Annotated in this window: 17 protein-coding genes; 5 read left to right on the top strand and 12 right to left on the bottom strand. The window is 43.3% G+C overall.

Annotated elements, in window-relative coordinates:
- Positions 1 to 52 precede the first annotated feature (52 nt).
- From F8S12_RS12460 to F8S12_RS12440, 4 genes are all read right to left on the bottom strand, one after another.
- On the bottom strand, positions 53 to 1408 hold the full coding sequence (locus F8S12_RS12460; RefSeq protein ID WP_196516590.1) for a polysaccharide biosynthesis/export family protein: 1356 nt from the start codon (positions 1406 to 1408) through the stop codon (positions 53 to 55).
- A 231-nt stretch (positions 1409 to 1639) separates the two neighbouring features.
- The gene (locus F8S12_RS12455) at positions 1640 to 2362 is read right to left on the bottom strand and encodes a cyanoexosortase B system-associated protein (RefSeq protein ID WP_196516589.1); all 723 of its coding nucleotides are present in this window, start codon (positions 2360 to 2362) and stop codon (positions 1640 to 1642) included.
- Between the two features lie 443 nt (positions 2363 to 2805).
- Complete coding sequence (crtB, locus tag F8S12_RS12445; RefSeq protein WP_196516587.1) at positions 2806 to 3699, bottom strand: cyanoexosortase B; 894 nt, start codon at positions 3697 to 3699, stop codon at positions 2806 to 2808.
- A gap of 72 nt (positions 3700 to 3771) precedes the next feature.
- Positions 3772 to 4956 (bottom strand): DegT/DnrJ/EryC1/StrS family aminotransferase, encoded by a 1185-nt coding sequence (locus tag F8S12_RS12440; RefSeq protein WP_196516598.1) that lies wholly within the window; start codon positions 4954 to 4956, stop codon positions 3772 to 3774.
- A gap of 657 nt (positions 4957 to 5613) precedes the next feature.
- Between F8S12_RS12440 and F8S12_RS12435 the strand changes: the two genes are divergently transcribed.
- On the top strand, positions 5614 to 7161 hold the full coding sequence (locus tag F8S12_RS12435) for a GAF domain-containing sensor histidine kinase (RefSeq protein ID WP_196516597.1): 1548 nt from the start codon (positions 5614 to 5616) through the stop codon (positions 7159 to 7161).
- Between the two features lie 252 nt (positions 7162 to 7413).
- Positions 7414 to 8832 (top strand): IctB family putative bicarbonate transporter, encoded by a 1419-nt coding sequence (locus F8S12_RS12430; protein WP_196516586.1) that lies wholly within the window; start codon positions 7414 to 7416, stop codon positions 8830 to 8832.
- A gap of 76 nt (positions 8833 to 8908) precedes the next feature.
- On the opposite strand, the gene F8S12_RS12425 is transcribed toward F8S12_RS12430, so the two are convergent.
- Positions 8909 to 9196 carry a WGxxGxxG family protein gene (locus F8S12_RS12425; RefSeq protein ID WP_196516585.1) on the bottom strand — a complete coding sequence of 96 codons (288 nt, stop codon included), beginning with the start codon at positions 9194 to 9196 and terminating at the stop codon, positions 8909 to 8911.
- A 183-nt stretch (positions 9197 to 9379) separates the two neighbouring features.
- Complete coding sequence (gene smpB / locus F8S12_RS12420; RefSeq protein ID WP_196516584.1) at positions 9380 to 9847, bottom strand: SsrA-binding protein SmpB; 468 nt, start codon at positions 9845 to 9847, stop codon at positions 9380 to 9382.
- A 495-nt stretch (positions 9848 to 10342) separates the two neighbouring features.
- Here smpB and F8S12_RS12415 point away from each other — a divergent pair, with 495 nt between their 5' ends.
- Positions 10343 to 11026 carry a response regulator transcription factor gene (locus F8S12_RS12415; protein WP_196516583.1) on the top strand — a complete coding sequence of 228 codons (684 nt, stop codon included), beginning with the start codon at positions 10343 to 10345 and terminating at the stop codon, positions 11024 to 11026.
- Between the two features lie 38 nt (positions 11027 to 11064).
- On the opposite strand, the gene F8S12_RS12410 is transcribed toward F8S12_RS12415, so the two are convergent.
- From F8S12_RS12410 to murC, 5 genes are all read right to left on the bottom strand, one after another.
- The gene (locus F8S12_RS12410) at positions 11065 to 12006 is read right to left on the bottom strand and encodes an RNA-guided endonuclease InsQ/TnpB family protein (protein WP_230967973.1); all 942 of its coding nucleotides are present in this window, start codon (positions 12004 to 12006) and stop codon (positions 11065 to 11067) included.
- Positions 12007 to 12072: 66 nt separating this feature from the next.
- Positions 12073 to 12558, bottom strand: a complete 486-nt coding sequence (locus F8S12_RS12405; protein ID WP_196516582.1) for a low molecular weight protein-tyrosine-phosphatase — start codon at positions 12556 to 12558, stop codon at positions 12073 to 12075.
- Positions 12559 to 13215: 657 nt separating this feature from the next.
- Entirely contained in the window at positions 13216 to 13563 is a 348-nt protein-coding gene (locus F8S12_RS12400; RefSeq protein WP_196516581.1) for a YbaB/EbfC family nucleoid-associated protein, read from the bottom strand.
- 250 nt (positions 13564 to 13813) lie between these two features.
- Entirely contained in the window at positions 13814 to 14860 is a 1047-nt protein-coding gene (gene murB / locus F8S12_RS12395) for a UDP-N-acetylmuramate dehydrogenase (RefSeq protein ID WP_196516580.1), read from the bottom strand.
- Between the two features lie 123 nt (positions 14861 to 14983).
- Complete coding sequence (gene murC, locus F8S12_RS12390; protein ID WP_196516579.1) at positions 14984 to 16447, bottom strand: UDP-N-acetylmuramate--L-alanine ligase; 1464 nt, start codon at positions 16445 to 16447, stop codon at positions 14984 to 14986.
- 403 nt (positions 16448 to 16850) lie between these two features.
- On the opposite strand from murC, the gene nadD reads away from it, so the two are divergent.
- Together nadD and F8S12_RS12380 are read left to right on the top strand one after the other, a co-directional pair.
- On the top strand, positions 16851 to 17501 hold the full coding sequence (nadD, locus tag F8S12_RS12385) for a nicotinate (nicotinamide) nucleotide adenylyltransferase (protein WP_196516596.1): 651 nt from the start codon (positions 16851 to 16853) through the stop codon (positions 17499 to 17501).
- 116 nt (positions 17502 to 17617) lie between these two features.
- Positions 17618 to 18631: a type I glyceraldehyde-3-phosphate dehydrogenase gene (locus F8S12_RS12380; RefSeq protein ID WP_196516578.1), complete on the top strand. Its 1014-nt coding sequence runs from the start codon at positions 17618 to 17620 to the stop codon at positions 18629 to 18631.
- Between the two features lie 143 nt (positions 18632 to 18774).
- Here F8S12_RS12380 and thiL read toward each other — a convergent pair whose 3' ends face one another.
- Complete coding sequence (gene thiL, locus F8S12_RS12375) at positions 18775 to 19797, bottom strand: thiamine-phosphate kinase (RefSeq protein WP_196516577.1); 1023 nt, start codon at positions 19795 to 19797, stop codon at positions 18775 to 18777.
- Positions 19798 to 19828: the final 31 nt, after the last annotated feature.

The following is a 19828-nucleotide window of genomic DNA, read 5'->3' as shown; positions in this document are numbered from 1 at the left end:
TGGCTGCCTCCACTCCAAACTATTTCCAGATTGTATCCTTCTTTTCTAATCACTAATTTGAATTACCGCCACCGAAGTTGTCAAAAAACCGCAGAAAGGATTGAACATTGAAGAAAGGTTGGGTAATGGTAGTCAAGAAATTAGTAATTCTACCGATGAGGTTCCGACCGACAACAAGAACATCATTATCTTGAAGTGATACGTTTTGGGACGCATCGCCTCCTAAAGCTTTTTTAGCATCAAGTTTTTGGGTAACAGCTTTACCTTGTTCCGGATCAAAGCGAACCAGAGCGATGTCCCGAAGGTTAGCAGTATCGAGATTTACTCCTCCCAAAGCATCGACAAATGTACTGCCGTTAGGCAGTGCTTGAATGGAAATACCTCCAGCAGCATAGTTCAAAACCCGGACTCTAATCTGTGGTGTGGCCAAGGATGAACGTGCTACCAAATTGCGGTCATAACTGTCCTCATTACCAACTTCACGACGGGGGACGAGTATCGCATCTCCGTCTTGTAAGCGTAAATTAGGTATTGAACCGCCATTTTGCAGTGCTGCATATAAATCAATAGTTTGCGAAATCACGGAACCATCGATTAACTTCCGGCGTACTTGCACTTGTCGCAGGTCTGCATTCAATGTTGAACCACCAGATATTAGCAAGGCATCAGCAACGCGGGGTGTTGATGAATTAATCGGATAAATTCCTGGTCGAAATATTTCTCCGCTAATGGTAACTTGAACTGGCCGCGTCCCTGCCAAAGATACTACCACGATCGGATCTGGTAAAACGCGACTTAAACCCAAGCGAATTTTTTCTTGAGCTTCTTCTAAAGTTAAACCTTGTAATGACACTGTTCCCACTTGCGGCACTACAATGTTGCCTTCTGGACTAATTACAGCTTGAAAACTCAAGTCTGGACGCTGCCCTGCTAGTCCTAAAACTATTACTGGATCAACGACATAACGATTTAAACCCAAGCGAATTTTTTCTTGAGCTTCCTCCAAAGTTAAACCTTGTAATGACACTGTTCCCAGTAGAGGCACCACAATGTTACCTTCTGGATTAATTACAGCTTGAAAGCTTAAATCTGGAAAGCGCTGAACCGCAACACTAATTCCATCTCCTATTCCTAAGCGGTATGGGCCAGGAGGACGCTGAAGCACAACGCCAATTGTGTCTCCTGGTCCCAAGAGGTAGCGGCTGAGTTGGGGGGAAATTTCGTCATTTGCATCTGGAGGTACAACCTCAGTACCTGGCACAGGCGAAGGGGGTTGTCCTGGTGATTGTCCTGGAAAAGGCTGGGCAACGACAAGTTGAATAGGTGTTGTTAAGAAAACTCCTATTTGAAGACTGACAAAACACAGGGCGCTGAATGCACGCATATAAGAACTGGTATCTATGAACATCAGTGCAGGGAAATTGACATAAGAATTAGTCGCGCCGATTGGTTATCTTACTCTAAAAATGTTCTCAATGTGTCTTTTTTCTGCAAGTATTTACCAAAAAAAAGGAGAAAAATTTTGCCAATTTTAATTTAAAATTTCATGTTTTTAACATCTTTATAACTTAATTTCAGCTTGACTGTTATTGGAGAGATACTTCTGATGAATTCTGCAAAAATGTATCTGTAACAGACTCTACAAAGGGCCTGCCATTAATGCAGCTTGCACTGTTTCTCCGATAGACTGGGCTAAAGACCAAGATGTTTCTACCTGCCCCAAAGGTTCCATTGGAATCAAAATACTCACGCCCACCCAAGGAGTGCGTTGCTTACGCCATTGTGCTGATTGATCTGCCAAAAACCAGTTTAAAGGTGATGGATTTCCGCCGTCTGGCATAGCGTACCATTGCAAAACAGCAAAGGTTTGCTGTGGTGTGGAGGCGCGAAAGAACCTAGCTTCTACTTTATTTTTGACATTAGAAGTTAAATTTGCGGGCGGTTTCACAGTAAATTCAGCAGAGCGATATTGAGCTACATCCCACTTTCCCCAACGTGACCTTCCCCAGCCGTTAACGTCTGTCCACTCTACCTGTGGTTGATCCATAGGCCCATTTTGCGGCAGTAAAAGCAGGATTGCCTGGGATTGGGAACCTTCTTTTTTAATTACCTGCAAAGACCATTTATGTTCGCCAATTTGCTGTTCTGCTTGTTCACTAGTTTGCCAACCAGGAAGGGTTAAACCAGTTTTGCGGATTTGCCTTAATTCGTTGAGGGTAGTAACAGGTGGCGGCTGTTTCCATTGCCACTGTCCTGTCAGATATCCGGGAATTCCTCCCATCGCCAACAGCAATAGCAATAACAAAAGTGCTGCTACCTGACTCAATTGGTTTTCCTTGAAAAACTTAGAGAAGGAAATCATCAGTAAAAATTGTAATACTTAGGCAAAATTTTACTTTATAAAATCACACCATGAGTTCAGTAATATTTATGACTTACGCATCAGCGACAAAAAATTAAGGGAATGGGCAGAAATCAATTCAAAATTCAAATAGGACTTACGCAAAATGACACGCTGTAGGGGCAATTCATGAATTGCCCCTACCTGAAAATCACGGTTTCGGCTATTATTTGCGTAAGTCCTGTCAAAATTCAAAAAAAGACTGGGGGAGATGTAGCTTTAGCTTCCCGCAGGGTGGGAGATGAGAGGGATGGGAAAATCTCAATGCCCTTTAGGAGTGCTGAGTGCCGAGTGCTGAGTAGCGAGTTGGGAATCTCACTTCTTTACTCAGAACTCGGAACTCGGAACGGGCTAAACCATAGCTATCCGCTAACGGAACTGTTTTTGCCCAATGCCCAGTGATTCTAACTTTCTCCTTCTTGCTGAGTTTCTAGAGATGCTGAGAAATAGCTATTAATCCAATTCAGTAAGGGCACTAATGACACCAGCATACAAGCAGAGTAAAGATCACCGCCCCAACCCTCATGCAGCCATATAAAAGCTGCTTCTTGACCTGTGCCGTGAAAGAAAGTCAGTAAAGTATTACGAATGATATTTGCAATAATACTAATTATCACAGCAATAGATAAAAAGGACATAGTTGTGCGGCGTGAAGACAAAGAGCCTGTCCAATAAAGCAGCATCAAGCCGACGTAGAGAGTAGTAAACAGCATTTTCAGCCCTGCACAATAGGGGGCGACTTCCACAATCCGTCCTCCCACGTAGAGATTTATCTCATCTACAATTACTTCCATACCAAATTGATTGAGTATAAAGCCTGCCGTACCAGCGATGAAGCTTTGAAGGGGCAAGGTATAGGGAGCAATAAGGTAGGGTACTGCGGTTGGGGTTGCCAGAAATACTAGTAGCAGGGGAAATCCTTGCGATCGCAAACCCGACATTCCCTTATACCACAGGCACAATCCTGCCAGAATAACGGGTAAGGAAAGGTTAACCCACTCTGTAACACCACTAAGATAGAATACTGCCCCTAATGACAAGAAAACAGCGCCTAAAGGATGGATCGTATCTGGCAAGCGGTTCCATTTTTTCCGGTTCATCCAGCCTATATAAGCAGCAAATGGTATACCAATAATCCCGTGGCTGAAATATTCGTGTTCTGTACTGATATTTTTATGCAGCCAACCATTTAACCAGTGTAACAATATAGGACTATAAAGCAGTAGCAAAACGCCCAAAATGGCTAGATTTAATAAGCCTGAGGCGTTTCTGTTTTTAACTTGTTGCTGGAGTGCCATGATTTTAAGTAATTTAAAAACTGTCAGTAATTAAGTCCTAGAGGGTGAGATGTTTCTGTCATTGAATTAACTTCAGACTACCACGCTGCCAAGGTCAGTAGGTAAGGGTTCATTTGCCTGAGAAATTGTTGAGACTGCATGAGCGATCGCTGCTACAACTTCTTTGATTTGGCTACTGTTCAAACCAGGATACATCGGTAATGATAATATTTGCTTTGACAACTTCTCTGCTTGAGGGAAATCTCCAGGCTGATAGCCTAAGTTAGTGAATGCTGGCTGGAGATGACAAGGAATTGGGTAATGAATGCCAGTTTGAATTCCCACTGCTGTTAGGTGTTCCTGGATCTGTTGACGTTCTATAGGGCAAGAATCATCAACTCTGATGACATAAAGATGATAAACGTGTCCTGTACCACTTTGGTTTTCTAGAGGAAATATCCCAGCAGATGCTAAGGGTGCTAGTTCGTTATCATACTCTTGAGCAATACTCAGGCGATCGCGATTCCACTTGGTTAAATATGGTAGCTTTTGGTGCAAGACAGCCGCTTGCAAAGTATCCAAACGGCTATTCGTACCTGATTCAGTATGAAAATACTTTTGCGATGCACCATAATTTCGCAAGCGCATCATTTTCTGAGCTACATCTAAATCTCGTGTCAGCAGCATTCCCCCATCTCCAAAGGCTCCCAAATTTTTGCTGGGATAAAAACTAAAAGCTGCTGCTATTCCTACTGAACCAGCGTAATATCCATCTCTTTGAGCGAGGTGTGCTTGTGCTGCATCTTCAAAAATTAGGATTTTGTAGGTATCGGCAAATTTCAATAGATCGCGTGGTGATACCATCTGACCATAAAGATGTACAGGAATAATTGCTTTGGTATGAGGCGTAATTGCCTTTGCTGCTGCCTCTAAGTCAATTAAAGCTGTTTGGCGATCGCAATCTACCAAAACAGGTTTAGCGCCAGAACGTAGCACCCCAATCAACGTTGCTACAAAAGTGTTTGTTGGTAAAATAACTTCATCGCCAGCCCCAATATTACACGCTTGTAATCCGAGAGCGATCGCATCTGTTCCTGATGCAACACCAACTCCATATTCTGTCCCACACACTGCCGCAAATGCTGCTTCAAAATCTGAGAGTGCTTGCCCTAAAATAAAATCTCCCTGTTCCAATACAGATTGGATTGCATGTTGCAGCTCCATTTGAATTGGTTCGTGTTGTAACTTCAGGTCTACAAAAGGAACTTTAATAGTCATTTTATTCATTACCAATTGTCCTCAAAACTTAAATATCAAAAAATTCTGCTTTACAAAATTTAATCTATTTTTGCTTTAACAGTAAAGTTTAGGTTGATTATATTTATGAAAAAAATACTAATTTTGTCATAAACAATGATTAATTTGGGGATTTTTCACGTAATTTGGTGCTGTTATCCCTAACTACAATGTTTTCCTATCATGGCAAAAAATAGAAAAGTCTGCACAATTTTCGGCATAAAATTGCAAGAGGTTTAATCTATCGGATAGAAAATTAGATAAACTATCTAGTACCGCTACGCAAAATTTGTAATTATGCTCGTACTCCTACGGGGAAAGAAGCTCCGCGCAATGTGCCGTTTTGTATTATTACCCTTAGCGTTAGCTTACCCTGGCTGAATCAAAATCTAACGCAGTTTGATTGCAAAATTTCAAGCAATAAAGGCTACACCAGTTCTAAATAAAGAATATCCAGCACCAGTCACTACTAACTAGTAGATACCGCATTGCCGACTTAATTGAAGGTGTAAAAAACTTTTGTCCCAAACTTGTTTGTCAGAGGCAAAATTAGGGAATGCTTAAAAATAGGAATTGATAACCTAGAAATAGGGCTTGTATCAATTGCAGTATCAAGAAATTATTAAGGTAGCAGTGGCAATGGTAGAGCCTGAAAACAAATTATTTGCCCTAAAGGATGGTTGGACTTCTCACGAGACAAGAGAACAACAACGCCTGAAAGCTTTGTCAGATTTAGGTTTGCGGCAATCAGAAACGATTCCGGTTTTTGAAGAAGCCACACAGACTGCTGCCCATTTTTTGGAAGCACCAATTTCCATATTGGGATTTGTAGATCAAGAACGCCATTGGTTCAAGTCGGCGGTGGGCTTATCTAGGCTGGGACTCATGAATAATTTGGCACAAAACCGCCAACTTTTACGCCGCGAATCCTTTTGCACCCAGGTAGTAGAGAGCTTTCAAATATTCGTAATTAATGATACACATAAACTTACAGATCCAGTACTTGCTAGCAGCAAATTGGTACAGGATTATGGCATTCGTGCTTACTTGGGAGCGCCATTAATTGATGCTGAGGGACATTGCTTGGGTGCATTGGCGGTGATGGATTTAGCGCCACGCAATTTTACAACCCGAGACATTGAGTTTTTACAAATCATAGCTCGTTGGAGCATGAGTGAATTTGAGCGTAACCGACTCCTGCAAGGGAGACTTGAATCAAGCACTCCGATATTTTCACTCAATGATGAGCGTAACGCTGAGAATAGAATCACCCCACCCACTGCTACTAAAGATAGCGACTCTATTTCTACCAAGCAACTGAAACTGGAACTTTTGGGTCAGCTAACTCAGGAGTTACGCACGCCCTTAACATCTGTACTCGGTATGGCTAGTGTTTTAGGACGTGAGATTTATGGGCCGTTGACGACTAAGCAAAGAGAATATTTGGAAATTATCCAACACAGTGGTCGGTACTTGCTTTCCCTAGTAAACGAAATTACCGAACTAGGAGTTATGGATGAAAACTCAACTGTGCTGAATCTAGCTCCAGTGGATATTGAAATGCTGTGTCAACAAGCTATCAATACCTTAGAAGAAGTAGCTAATCGCCGCGAACAAGATATTCGCCTGTCTATAGAACCAGGACGCAATCGCATTTGGACTTTAGATAAAGACAAGGTGCGGCAAATTCTGTATCATCTAGTTTTCAGTGTGGTTCAACTTTCGGCCACAGGTAGCATTGTTCGCATTCATGTCTCTTACAAGGAAGATACGCTCAACATTACTATTTGGGTTTCCCATCCGTGGCTTGGGGACGGTATAACTGAGGTTGATCCCTACTTCCGTCTCAATTCTTTGTCGCTGTTGGAGCTAACAGGTGAAGTAGCAACTTACAATACTCTTACAGGAAGCCAAGAACAATCAGCTACTTCATCAGTAGCAGTGGAAGATTCAAAAAACTTGAGTGATTCCCACTCAAAATTCTTTGCTGCTAGTTCAGGTATAAATTTAGTAAAATCACCTGGAAGTCTTTCTCGTGAAAGCTTAGGTCTATTGCTAAGTTGTCAACTGGCAGAATTGCATGGGGGACAAATTTTGATTCAAGGTTCACCAGAACCAGGATATCGTTATGTGCTTTCTTTGCCACTGCAACTGATGACTCCTACACAAGGAAATAGCGATGTCTGATGACAGTCAATAGGGGAAAAGTTACAGGTTAGAGGTGATAGGGAAAGATAAATTCATGCTTTGTTGTGTACTCAGTATATGAAGGGCTGTCTTGAATCTGAAGTACTTTTGGCTTAAAGGTAGTGGCTGATAGCTATGAATAACAGCACCATCACTAAGAAAGCAATCTAGATTATTACCTTTTTCTCGTCATACGCATTATGATCAATTCCAAGTTCTGCGTCGGCAGGCTAATTGCTCGCAATGTTTTTTATGAATTTAGTCTGGCAACGGTTTACTTTATCATATTTACCGCTCAAAGAATATCTTGCTACCAGTTACGTACACCGCTCTCTGGTGGGGCTGTTAAGTTCTTGGCGCCAAACTAGCATCTTGATCCAGTGGGGAGATGCGATCGCATCTGCTTTACTGAGCTTAGTATATGCCCTTGCACCTTTTGCTTCAAGTACGTTAGTGGGTTTGTTGCTGGTGGCTTGTGTAGGATTTTGGCTGCTGTTGACTTTATCTGATGAACCAGCCCTAACAAATATCTCGTCAGTCACTCCCATTCACCTACTGGTATTGCTCTACTGGGGAATTGCCGCAGTAGCAACAGCATTATCACCAGTGAAAAAGGCGGCACTCAACGACTTGGCAACGTTGACTTTGTATTTGCTACTATTTGCCCTTTGTGCCAGGGTACTGAGGTCGCCTCGCCTCCGGTCTTGGATTATCATCCTTTACCTGCACGTATCGTTAATTGTCAGCGTGTATGGGTTACGGCAATGGTTTTTTGGAGCCACGGCGCTCGCAACTTGGGTTGACCCACAATCTCCTTTATCTAAAACTACAAGAGTCTACAGTTATTTAGGCAATCCTAACTTGTTGGCTGGATACCTCCTACCAGCAGTAATTTTTAGCTTAGTGGCAATTTTTGCATGGCAAACTTGGCTCAAAAAAGCTTTAGCATTAACGATGCTGATTGTCAATACTGCTTGCCTGGTTTTGACTTTTAGTCGTGGTGGCTGGATTGGACTAGTGGTAGCAGTTTTAGCAGTGATGGCATTGCTAGTTTATTGGAAAAGCGTGGAAATGCCTCCTTTTTGGCGTACTTGGTTACTGCCGATTGTTTTAGGAGGCTTGATTGGGGTATTGGTGCTAGCGGTGATATTTGTAGAGCCAGTCCGGCTGCGCGTGTTCAGTATTTTTGCTGATCGCAAAGATAGCAGTAATAATTTTCGCCGAAATGTGTGGGATGCTGTCTTTGAGATGATTCGCGATCGCCCGATTTTCGGCATTGGCCCTGGTCACAACTCTTTTAATCAAATTTATCCCCTCTACCAACGTCCTCGTTACACTGCTTTGAGTGCCTATTCGATTTTTTTAGAGGTGGTTGTAGAAACTGGTTTTGTTGGTTTAGCCTTCTTTATTTGGCTACTAATTGTAACATTTAATACGGCATTCCTGGAAGTGCGACGATTACGACAATCCAGAAGTCTAGAAGGATTTTGGCTAATTGGAGCGATCGCTACTTTGCTGGGTATGATAGCTCATGGCACTGTCGATACTGTTTGGTATCGTCCCGAAGTTAATACTCTCTGGTGGCTTATGGTTGCCTTAATTGCCAGCTACTGGACACCTTTAGCTCCAAAACAGACAAATTCGATTAACTCAGAACGAGCAGTAAACTAATACCAAGAAGTCGTCAGTTGTTTCACTAGTGACAACTGACAACCAATAATTTTTGAATGAGTAAATTTTGAATTGTTTAATCTTTGTATGTAGTAGCCCCAGTAGCATTGGGGTCGCGGTAACGAGCTGGTTCGTCGTCACGCTTTCTCCCAGCTAAACCAGCTAAACCCAATAAACCAACTAATCCCAGCCAACCCCAATCAAAGTCGTTGCGATCGTCGTTAATGGTTGTCGTTGGAGTAGTATTTACTCCAGGGTCAGTAGTAGTAGTCGTCTGAGCTTGTGCGGATAGAGTTAAAGGCAAAATTCCCATACTCAAGGTGAGAATGCCAGCGCCAACAGCTGCGGTGAAATTACGTTTCATTGTGAAAGTTCCTTATAACATTCCGAAGTTACTCACCACTATATCGAGTCCCGACGTTAGCAAAATCAATCTATGGCCATAAACTAGGCATTTTCACAACTCACGCTGTGGATATAAAATATGCTTTTTACAGCAATCCATTTCTCACCCTAGTGTGGTAGTTTGGTGACACTAACCCTCACCTCAATAGTTTTTCATCGCCCGTTGAATGTCACGTTGGTCTTGGCGTCGTTTCAGGTCTTCTCGCTTATCGTAGAGCTTTTTACCTTTGCCAAGGGCTATACTCACTTTTACCCAGCCTCGTTTGAGATACATTTTCAAGGGGATTAAAGTTAAACCCTGCTGTTCGACTTTGCCAATTAGCTTGCGGAGTTCTTGGCGATGCAACAGCAGCTTGCGTGTACGGCGTGGTTCATGATTAAAATATTGTCCACTAGCGGTATAAGGCGAGATATGCACATTGATCAACCATGCTTCACCATTACGAAGCAAAGCATAGCCATCTTGGAGATTGACTTTACCTGCACGAATTGACTTCACCTCGGTTCCTGTTAATTCAATTCCAGCTTCATAAGTTTCCAGAATTTCATACAAATAACGGGCTTGACGGTTGTCGCTAATAACTTTGTAACCTTCGTTCTTGTCGCTCATTGATAATTTGTGTGCTTTAAATGTACCTAAAAAACTATTTGGATTAGCTTGTAAATTATAGGGTGTATCTTAGAACCGCTATCAATGCTGAACCATATATCACTAATTTAGCTTTTCTAAGTTCGTAATTAAAACTTTTCTGGCAACTTTAAGTTACCTGACACTAATAATCATTAGTGATAGGCTAGGGAATTATCACAAAGAGAGAATTCTGAGCGGAGGCTTCCGACGCTCAATAGTGCTTGTTCTTATTGATGAGTTGTTACAAATTACAAAGCTCTCTATGCCTCCCAAGCAGAGGGAGTCAAAGGTGAGTTACACTTCGTTAACCTGTCCTAAATATTTAAGATTTTCTTTATAAATAAGCCTTGAGGCAGTTATTAGCTGCTCATCCTGTCATAGTATGAAACATAGGAACACTATTCTTGCCTGTGTTCATTGATGGAGCACGTAGAAGCAAATTTCTAAGTAAAAAATACTAGGGGTGTATTGTCCATGCCCTTGACGATCCTTGTAGTGGATGATGATTTGGGCACTCGTCTGTCTGTTAGCGACTATCTTGAACTGTCTGGCTACTCGATGATCACGGCTAATGACGGTCAAGAGGCTTTGGTTATGGTGGATCAGCATCATCCTGATTTAATTGTCACGGATATCGTCATGCCACGGATGAATGGCTATGAATTGGTGCGTCGAGTGCGTCAACGACCAGTGTTTCGTCTATTACCTGTAATTTTATTAACAGCACGCACTAAGACGCAAGAAAGAATTCTGGGCTACCAGTCAGGGTGCGATTTATACTTGCCTAAGCCTTTTGAACTGGAAGAGTTAGCAGCAGCAATCCGCAATCTTTTGGAGCGATCGCAAATTATTCAATCAGAGTACCGCTTTTCTCATAAAGATAATTTGGGCATTTCCGCCTCGACAAAAACGGTAGACACCCATAATTCTCTGTCCACTCAAATTCACAAATCCCACTTGCATTCATCCCTCACTGATAGAGAACAGGAAGTCCTAGAGTTATTGACTCATGGTCTTTCTAATGCAGAAATGGGTCATCAGCTACACCTGAGTCCTCGAACAGTGGAAAAGTACGTTAGCAGTTTATTGAGAAAAACCTCAACCAACAACCGAGCGGAATTAGTGCGTTTTGCGATTAAGCATGGTCTAGTGGATTGACATCCTCCCCGCCGTAAACGGTCGGGGATTCCTAAGACTCACGACTTAGGTTTCTGTTTCTTTCCATTGCTGGTTTTTCGCAACTGCCCTTTAGACTCATGCCTATCAGGTCTTATGTTCGCTCCACAGACTGAAACTGCGAGTCCCGCAGCCAAAATATTCTTACTAGCGTTGATGTCTCTGTCGTGGTGTGTCCCACAGTTGGGGCAATTCCACTCTCTGATATTCAGAGGCAGTTTTTCAACAATGTGACCACAACTTCCACAGCGTTTTGAACTGGGAAACCATCGGTCAACAGACACAAAGTTACGACCATACCAATCGCACTTGTATTTAAGCTGTCTAAGCAGTTCACCCCAGCTAGCAGACGCTCGAAGACTCGCTAACGCTGCGCTATCACTAATTGAAAGAGCGAGTTTTTTGTTTTTGACCATATTCTTCACAGACAAATCTTCGACTGCAATCAATTGGTTTTCTCGAACCAGTCGGGTTGTCAATTTGTGAAGAAAATCATTACGAGCATCACTAATTTCTGCATGAACAATAGCTACTTTCAGTCTTGCCTTGTGGCGATTGTTAGATCCTTTTTTCTTGCGGCTAAGAGCAATAGTAGCTTTCCGCAATTTACGGCGTTTAGTCTTAAACGCTTGAGGATTAGCAATTTTTTCACCATTGCTCAAAGCAATCAAGCTGGTAATGCCCAAATCCAAACCAATTTGATTACCCGACTTAGGCAATGCCTCGATTGCAACATCCACCAGCATTGAAACAGTCCACCGTCCAGAGGGCGAGAGGAATACCTGAACTGTTGATGGCTCTGCACTTTCAGGAAGTTGTCGGCTCCATCGTATATCTAAAGGTTGAGCGCATTTGGCTAAAAATACTTTGCCATCTTTCCACCTGAAAGCAGCTTTAGTAAATTCAGCATTACCACCATGCCGGAGACGCTCCGCCTGCGGTGAGGAGTGAGAAGTTAACAAGATAATAGGTAAATCCTAACTCCTAACAAACGCGATTAATCGCGTCTCTACTCCTAACTCATAACTTTAGCTTATTGGTTTTTGGCTGGTAACGTATGTGAGCAGACCTTCACAAGCATCGATCAGTAAATCAATAACCTGGTTAAATCCCTCTTGACCACCGTAATAGGGGTCTGGAACTTCCTTCAAGGTGTGTCGAGAGCAAAACTCGCACATCAAACGCACTTTATGCTGATACTGCTTAGTTTGATCCAAAGTGAGGATATTTTTATAATTCTCTTGATCCATCGCTAAAATCAAATCAAAGTCTTGAAAGTCTGACTTTTGAAACTGGCGGGATCGACCACGCAGTTCAATTCCCAACTTTGTAGCAGCTGCGGCACTCATACGTCTGTCAGGTGGGTTGCCAACGTGATAACTAGATGTACCAGCAGAGTCACAAAAGATGTGTTTGCTCAGGCCAGCCTGCTCAATTAGGTGATTCATAATGTTTTCTGCCGATGGCGATCGGCAGATGTTACCTAAGCAGACAAACAGCAACTTGTAAGGCATAAATATTTATTTGTTGTCCTTAGTCATTTGTCTACAGCCATTGACCAAGAATTCATGACCCTTCAGGTGACGTTTCTACGTCGTTAACGCCAGTTGCTCATAGGGAAAACCCAGACGCTACGCGTTGCTTCGACCTAGCTAGGAGTAGCGGACTCGCTCTAAGCTTTCGCGTAGCGTCTCGTAGAGAAGCTATGCCGTTGGCGGAGCCTCTCGTTCGCGTAGCGTCTCCCCTTGGGAGAAGAAAAGGCTTTACGCTGCGTATCAGCCTTTGGTGTCTCACACACACCACTTGCTACAACGAGGGAAACCCCCGCAATGGCTCCCCCTCTCCCCAAGCTACGGTGTACACACAACTCCTAAAAACCTAACTTAATAAGGCTTTCCTCGTTCCTGGGCTGCCGCCTGGGAATGCATTCATTGAGTCTCTGGCTCAATGTCTAACTGGAGGCAGAGCCTCTAATCAGCCATTCCCATGCAGAGCATGGGAACGAGAGAACAATGGGAAATCGAGCTTTTTTCGACTTGTGTGTACACCGTAGCTCTCCCCAAGGGAGAGGCTAGCGCCTGCCGTAGGATGCCCGTTCGCGTAGGGTCTCCTTTAGGAGAAGAGCTGTAGGGAGAAGACCGCACTGGCTCATCAACGACTAATGCTTTTGACTAAAATCCAGGAAGTTCTAACCCACTGGTTAATTCTTCCATACGTTCCCGCATTGTTGCAGTGGACTTGTTGTAGGCTTCTTTCATTGCCACAGCTACGAGATCGGAAAGTACTTCTGCACCTTCTCCTAAAGCATCTGGAGAAATTTCTACCCGCTTGGGTTCTTGGTTACCACTGACAATCACCTTGACCAGACCACCGCCAGATTCTCCTTGAATCTCCATTTGCTCCAATTCTTCTTGGAGTCGCTTTGCGCCTTCTTGAACTTGCTGCGCTTTCTTAAAAGCTTCGGCCAATTCTTTCATTTTTCCTAAGCCAAAGCCGAATCCCTGTCCTTTTCCTGTCATAATTAGTTGTACGCGTGTGCGTTGAATAACAAATCAAATTCAATTATAGATGCGGTAAGTAATTTGCCTCTTTTTTTACCAATAATTAATGCTTCCTAGAATGGGCAATAGGGAGTAGAAAATATGCATTGGGGAGCCACTACGTTGGACGGGTTAAGAGGCTTGAAGCAAGTAGCATCATTGGGCATTAAACTTCTTCTCCACTATCGAGTCCCCACTTCCTAATTCCTTATTCCCTCAATTGAAAATTTTAACAAGCAGCTTGAAACTCTCCGAGCATTTTAACTTCTGCCTCTAACCGAATAGACCAACGTTCTTGTACCTGATGTTGGATGTGGCGAATGAGACAGAAGATATCGCTGGCTTTTGCCCCACCACGGTTAACGATGAAATTAGCATGGAGTAATGCTACTTGTGCTCCACCAATTTGGTAGCCTTTCAGACCAGTTTGTTCAATTAACCAACCAGCAGTGTAAGGTTTGGGATTGCGGAACACACTGCCACAACTGGGAAAGTTATATGGTTGGGTGGTCAATCGATGCTTTTTGTGTTGCTTGGTGAGCGCCACAACTTTTTCTGGGTCGGCACCTGGCGCGAGTTGTAAGGTGGCTTGGGTAACTATGGGTTGGCAACGCCTCTCCGTTGGCACATCTTCTCCATCAGGAGAAAGGGACTCGCCACCTTGCAATAATGAACTCCGGTAGCTATAACCTAGCTGATCGGGGGTAAGGGTTTCTAGTGTACCATTGGGTAAAAGTACCTGGGCACTAACTAACATATCTGCGATACAGCTATTGTGTGCCCCTGCATTCATGACGACGGCACCTCCGACTGTTCCAGGGATACCAACAGCCCATTCTAATCCTTGCCACCCCAGTGCTGCTGCCTCCCATGCCAAGCTGGGAATTGATTCTCCAGCTGCAACCGTTAATTGACCTGTTTTTGGGTCAAAATAGCTGTAGCGGAGATGACGAGTACTAATGACTAAGCCTGATATACCGCGATCGCTCACCAATAAGTTAGAACCTGCTCCCAGTGTTGTCACCGTTAAATCGCGTTCTTTTGCGTATTTAAGGCTTGCTTGCAGTGCTTCTAAGTTTCGGGGGGCAACGTACCAATCAGCTGCTCCCCCAACTCTATAGGAAGTAAACGCTGACAAAGAAGCTTGGGACTTGATCACACAATCAGTACTGGGTAAGTAAATTACTTCACTCTCCACCGAATTAGCTGTTTGGTGTTTCTTTGTATTCAAAGCAGAAACTGTGCAGACGTTTACATCTGCCTGAGAAATGCTCATCTTTACTTTAATTTTGGTAAAATTTTACATTTATTTACCGTAAAAATACGGTAATAGATTTAACTTTGGAACTGTTGCTATAAGGGCGCTTTACTCAGAAATAAAACTTCGCAAAGTTTCCACTTAGGATGTGGCTTTAGCAGGTTCGCAAAGTGTCGTCATGACTTCAGGAATTACCTGATTCAAGTTCCCAGCACCCAAAAACAACGCCAAATCTCCTGGGCGTAGTGTTTGTAGCAAGAACTCACATACTGAAGGTAAAGTTGGCTGATAAACTACCTGCGGATGCTGTTTAGCAATTTCCGCCGCTAGCTGTTCACCAGTAATTTGCCCTAAATTAGGTTCACCTGCACTGTAAATATCAGTCAGCACCACCAAATCAGCATGAGTAAAGGACTGGGCAAATTCTTCTAAAAAGGTAAGTGTACGGCTATAGCGATGGGGTTGGAAGATGGCAACTACTCTTTGCCCTGGTCTTGCCTGTAAACGTGCGGCGGCCAGAGTAACACGAATCTCGCTGGGATGATGAGCATAGTCATCAATGAAGGTAATGCCATCAACTTCACCACAGAACTCGAAGCGGCGTCTGGCTCCTTCAAAGGTAGCGATACCTTTGGCAATTGCTCCAAATTCTAAGCCCAGAGCGCGACCAACTGCCACTGCTGCCAAGGCATTACTGAGATTGTGCCGACTGAGCAGCCGCAAGTTCAACACGCCCAAAGCTTTGCCTCTTTCCCATACTAAAGCTGTGGTGCCATCAGCACGATAATCAACATTAGTAACGGTGTAGTCAGCGTCGGTATCTGAGTGTAAGCTGTAGCTGATTGTAGGTTGCAAGCGATCGCGCACTGTAGCACAGTCAATGCTACCTATTAACGTTTTACAACCCTTAGCAAATGTCTGGAAGATGTCAATTACTTCTTCTAATGTATCGTAATGGTCAGGATGATCGAGTTCAATATTGGTAATGATGCCAATTTCGGGAGCATGTTTTACCAGAGAACCATCTGATTCATCTGCCTCGGCTACCAAATATTGGCTTTGTCCCAATCGAGCATTACCTTCCCAAGCATTAACTTCGCCACCTACTAAAATCGTTGGGTCTAGACCTGCTTCCAGAAGCATATAACCGATCATGCTACTGGTTGTAGTTTTGCCGTGTGTTCCTGCCACTGCAATACTGTAGTAATCAGCAATTAAGGCTGCTAGTACATCTGAACGATGTAAGATTGGACAACCTAATTCCAGCGCTGCTTTATATTCTAAATTATTCGTGTTAATTGCTGTTGAACAAATGACTTGAGGCAGTTTTGAGTTAGTAGCAACAGGTAATTGTTCTGGTGAATTTAATACTACTGTATTCGCTAATACTTGAGGGCGAAAGAATTCAAGATTGCTTGCCTCTTGTCTATCAAAAATATGAGCACCGATAGATTCCAATTTGTGCGTAATGTGGTTTGGACGAAGATCCGAACCTGATACTGGAAATTGACGCTTAGTGAGAACGTATGCCAGAGCAGACATACCTATGCCACCGATGCCAATGAAATGAAATGGTCTACCACTAAAATCTACAGAATTACTCATTTATTGTTCCTCTTACACCACACCACACCATAATCACAAATGACACGCGTATCATAACAGGAATTTGATTTTTACCGTAACTACTCCTGTATCATGTTTATGTTTGATGCCCAAATGATGTTTCTGCTCTGGTTTTCCTTGTTCAAAATGATTTTACCTTGGTTAAAGGTTTTTGCTATTTCTGAACTGTTCTTAAGATTATTCTGAAAGTTTTGGTCGCATCGGGAAAGAAATTCTTGTAATGTCAAATACATATTTTTGGTTACCTTACTGGAGTTGACTACGATAGTACATTGTTAATGAAACTGATTTTAAATTGCATCAAGTCTAAGCGTGAATTGAGTACAATAGTACATTAGTAATGAAACTATTTTTCAATCGCATAAAACCCAGGCATAACTGGATGCAGCAACTAGCAATTTTTGGTGGCACATTTGATCCAATTCATTGGGGACACCTGCTCGTAGCCGAGACAGCTTTGCATCAAGTATCCCTCGAAAAGGTAATTTGGATGCCATCTTTAAATCCTCCTCACAAAAAAGCAGCTTTGTTTGAGCATCGTGTCAAAATGCTGCAATTAGCCATTAAAGATAACCCAGCCTTTACTGTCTCACGAGTGGAGGCAAATCGCTCTGGGACTTCCTATGCCATTAACGCGCTGTTCGACTTATCTGCTTCTTACCCAAATACTCACTGGTACTGGATTATGGGCTTGGATACTTTCCAAACCTTACCTCGTTGGTATCGTGGACACGAACTAGCACAAATGTGTGATTGGTTAATCGCACCCCGACTGCTAGGTGGTGAGACTATAACTCAAAGCAAATTAATCTGCAAGCAAGTGGAGCAACAACTCAGGGAGCAGTCAGATACCATTCACTGGCAACTCTTGAATATACCTTTAGTAGGGGTTTCGTCAAGTCTAATTCGCAAATTGTGCCGCGATAACTTCCTCAATACCAAGGGCGATCGCCAGTCAATTCGTTATTTAGTCCCGGAATCGGTTAGATTATATATCATTAACAACAATCTTTACTCCCCCGAATCTGAATAAATTGTGTGTTTTTTTATGGACACAACACTTTCTGGTTATAAGTACTTCCCCCCTTTGCGATATGATTGGGGTCAATGATATCAACATATAAGCATAAATACAGAGGGCAAGACACTGTGATTAGAGTTGCAATCAACGGTTTCGGGCGGATTGGACGTAACTTTGCGCGTTGCTGGGTGGGTAGAGAGAATAGTAAAATCGATCTTGTCGCTATTAATGACACATCAGATCCTAGAACCAATGCTCACCTGCTGAAGTATGACTCAATGCTAGGGAAGATCAAGGGTGCTGAGATTAGTGCCGATGATAACTCCATTCTCATTAATGGCAAGACCGTTAAATGCGTATCCGATCGCAATCCAGAAAACTTGCCCTGGAAAGATTGGGGAATTGACCTAATTATCGAAGCAACCGGGGTGTTTACTAGCAAGGAAGGAGCGCTCAAGCATGTGAATGCTGGAGCCAAGAAAGTTCTGATTACCGCTCCTGGTAAAAACGAGGATGGCACTTTTGTGATGGGTGTGAATCATCACGACTATGACCACAACATACACCACATTATCAGTAACGCTAGCTGTACTACCAACTGCTTGGCACCGATTGCCAAGGTGTTGAACGATAAATTTGGCATCATCAAAGGCACGATGACCACTACCCATAGTTATACAGGTGACCAGCGCTTGCTAGACGCTTCTCACCGGGATTTGCGACGGGCGAGGGCAGCAGCAATCAATATTGTACCCACCTCCACTGGCGCGGCAAAGGCAGTAGCGCTGGTTATCCCAGAGCTTAAAGGTAAGCTAAATGGTGTTGCCTTACGCGTACCGACCCCGAACGTCTCAATGGTAGATTTCGTAGTTCAGGTTGAGAAGCGTACTATTACGGAAGAAGTTAACCAAGCTCTTAAAGATGCTGCTGAAGGTTCACTCAAAGGCATTTTGGATTATAGCGAACTAGAATTGGTATCTTCCGATTATCAAGGTCATGATGCTTCTTCAATTGTTGATGCTAACTTGACTTTGGTCTTGGGTAATGATCTAGTAAAAGTTATGGCGTGGTATGACAACGAGTGGGGTTACAGCCAACGAGTTTTGGATTTGGCTGAATTGGTAGCTGAAAAGTGGGTTTAATTAAAAACAGGACTTACGCAGACAATAGCCAAAACACTGATTTTCAGGTAGGGGCAATTCATGAATTGCCCCTACGGCGTATAGTTTTGCGTAAGTCCTAAAAAAGTTAGGAGTTAGGAGTTAGGAGTTAGGAGTTAAAACTTCTAACTATTGAAGTGTTGAAATCCCTGGCTAAGACTTAGAACTTGGTCAGGGAATTTTTTTTGTTCGTCGTGCAATAATACTGTTGAGCCGGATGTAATGCTGCCCACGATCGCAGCACCTTCACCAAGATGTTGTACTAAAGCTGATGCTAACTCTTGTGGCAAACACAGCACTAATTCAAAGTCTTCGCCACCGTATAGAGCATATTCTAGCGCTTGCTCTTGTGTCAGCCAATGGTTAAAAGTTTTTGGTACAGGAATTTGTCTGCGTTCTAAGACAGCACCAACGCCACTGGCGCGGCAGATTTGGATAATCGCATCTGCCAAACCATCGCTGCTATCCATACCAGCAACGGGCATGGGGCATGGGGATGTTAAGATTTTCCAGAGGATTGGTAAGACATCTAATCGTGGATGTGGGCGTTGGTGTGCGCGGATTAGAGCCGTGCGTTCTGCGTCGTTGAGGTTTTGTCCCAATTCAGGATGTAAGAGCAGTTCTAAGCCAGCGTGAGAGGCTCCATGCACGCCTGTAACGACGATCGCATCCCCGACAACAGCAGCAGAACGGCGGATAATTTGACTGGGGTTAACTTGACCAAAAGCGGTAATTGCCAGAGTAGTAACAGGCGATCGCACAATATCACCCCCGACAATTGAGGTATTGTATTTTTGCAGGCATTCTGTCATTCCCTGGTATAGTCGCTCCACCCAACTCACCTTAACTTCACCAGGGAGTCCCAACCCGACAGTGATTCCCAATGGCGAAGCGCCCATTGCTGCTAAATCTGATAAATTGGCAGCAGCAGCTCGCCAACCAGCATCTTCTGGGGAAGTGGTGACGTTGCTAAAATGTACGCCATCAACTAGCACATCTGTTGTTACTACCAAAGATTGCTCTGGTGCAGTCTCAAACACTGCTGCATCATCTCCAATCATTTCTGGAGGACAGAAGCGCTGTAATCTTTCCAAAAGACCTTGTTCACCAATGTCTTTTACTTGTAGAGCAGATAATTCACTGTTCACAATCGGTTTTCCGGGTTGCAAAATTATAAGA

The organism is Nostoc sp. WHI, from assembly GCF_015714725.1.
In the GTDB taxonomy this organism is placed as follows: Bacteria; Cyanobacteriota; Cyanobacteriia; order Cyanobacteriales; family Nostocaceae; genus Nostoc.
The sequence above is the reverse complement of the archived record's forward strand: the minus strand, read 5'-3'. Positions and strand labels throughout refer to the sequence as shown.

Bases quoted from the DNA above. Each gene is read 5' to 3' on its own strand.
- F8S12_RS12460 (WP_196516590.1), bottom strand. From the start codon at position 1,408: ATGTTCATAGATACCAGTTCTTATATGCGTGCATTCAGCGCCCTGTGT.
- F8S12_RS12455 (WP_196516589.1), bottom strand. From the start codon at position 2,362: ATGATTTCCTTCTCTAAGTTTTTCAAGGAAAACCAATTGAGTCAGGTA.
- crtB (WP_196516587.1), bottom strand. From the start codon at position 3,699: ATGGCACTCCAGCAACAAGTTAAAAACAGAAACGCCTCAGGCTTATTA.
- F8S12_RS12440 (WP_196516598.1), bottom strand. From the start codon at position 4,956: ATGACTATTAAAGTTCCTTTTGTAGACCTGAAGTTACAACACGAACCA.
- F8S12_RS12435 (WP_196516597.1), top strand. From the start codon at position 5,614: ATGGTAGAGCCTGAAAACAAATTATTTGCCCTAAAGGATGGTTGGACT.
- F8S12_RS12430 (WP_196516586.1), top strand. From the start codon at position 7,414: ATGAATTTAGTCTGGCAACGGTTTACTTTATCATATTTACCGCTCAAA.
- F8S12_RS12425 (WP_196516585.1), bottom strand. From the start codon at position 9,196: ATGAAACGTAATTTCACCGCAGCTGTTGGCGCTGGCATTCTCACCTTG.
- smpB (WP_196516584.1), bottom strand. From the start codon at position 9,847: ATGAGCGACAAGAACGAAGGTTACAAAGTTATTAGCGACAACCGTCAA.
- F8S12_RS12415 (WP_196516583.1), top strand. From the start codon at position 10,343: ATGCCCTTGACGATCCTTGTAGTGGATGATGATTTGGGCACTCGTCTG.
- F8S12_RS12405 (WP_196516582.1), bottom strand. From the start codon at position 12,558: ATGCCTTACAAGTTGCTGTTTGTCTGCTTAGGTAACATCTGCCGATCG.
- F8S12_RS12400 (WP_196516581.1), bottom strand. From the start codon at position 13,563: ATGACAGGAAAAGGACAGGGATTCGGCTTTGGCTTAGGAAAAATGAAA.
- murB (WP_196516580.1), bottom strand. From the start codon at position 14,860: ATGAGCATTTCTCAGGCAGATGTAAACGTCTGCACAGTTTCTGCTTTG.
- murC (WP_196516579.1), bottom strand. From the start codon at position 16,447: ATGAGTAATTCTGTAGATTTTAGTGGTAGACCATTTCATTTCATTGGC.
- nadD (WP_196516596.1), top strand. From the start codon at position 16,851: ATGCAGCAACTAGCAATTTTTGGTGGCACATTTGATCCAATTCATTGG.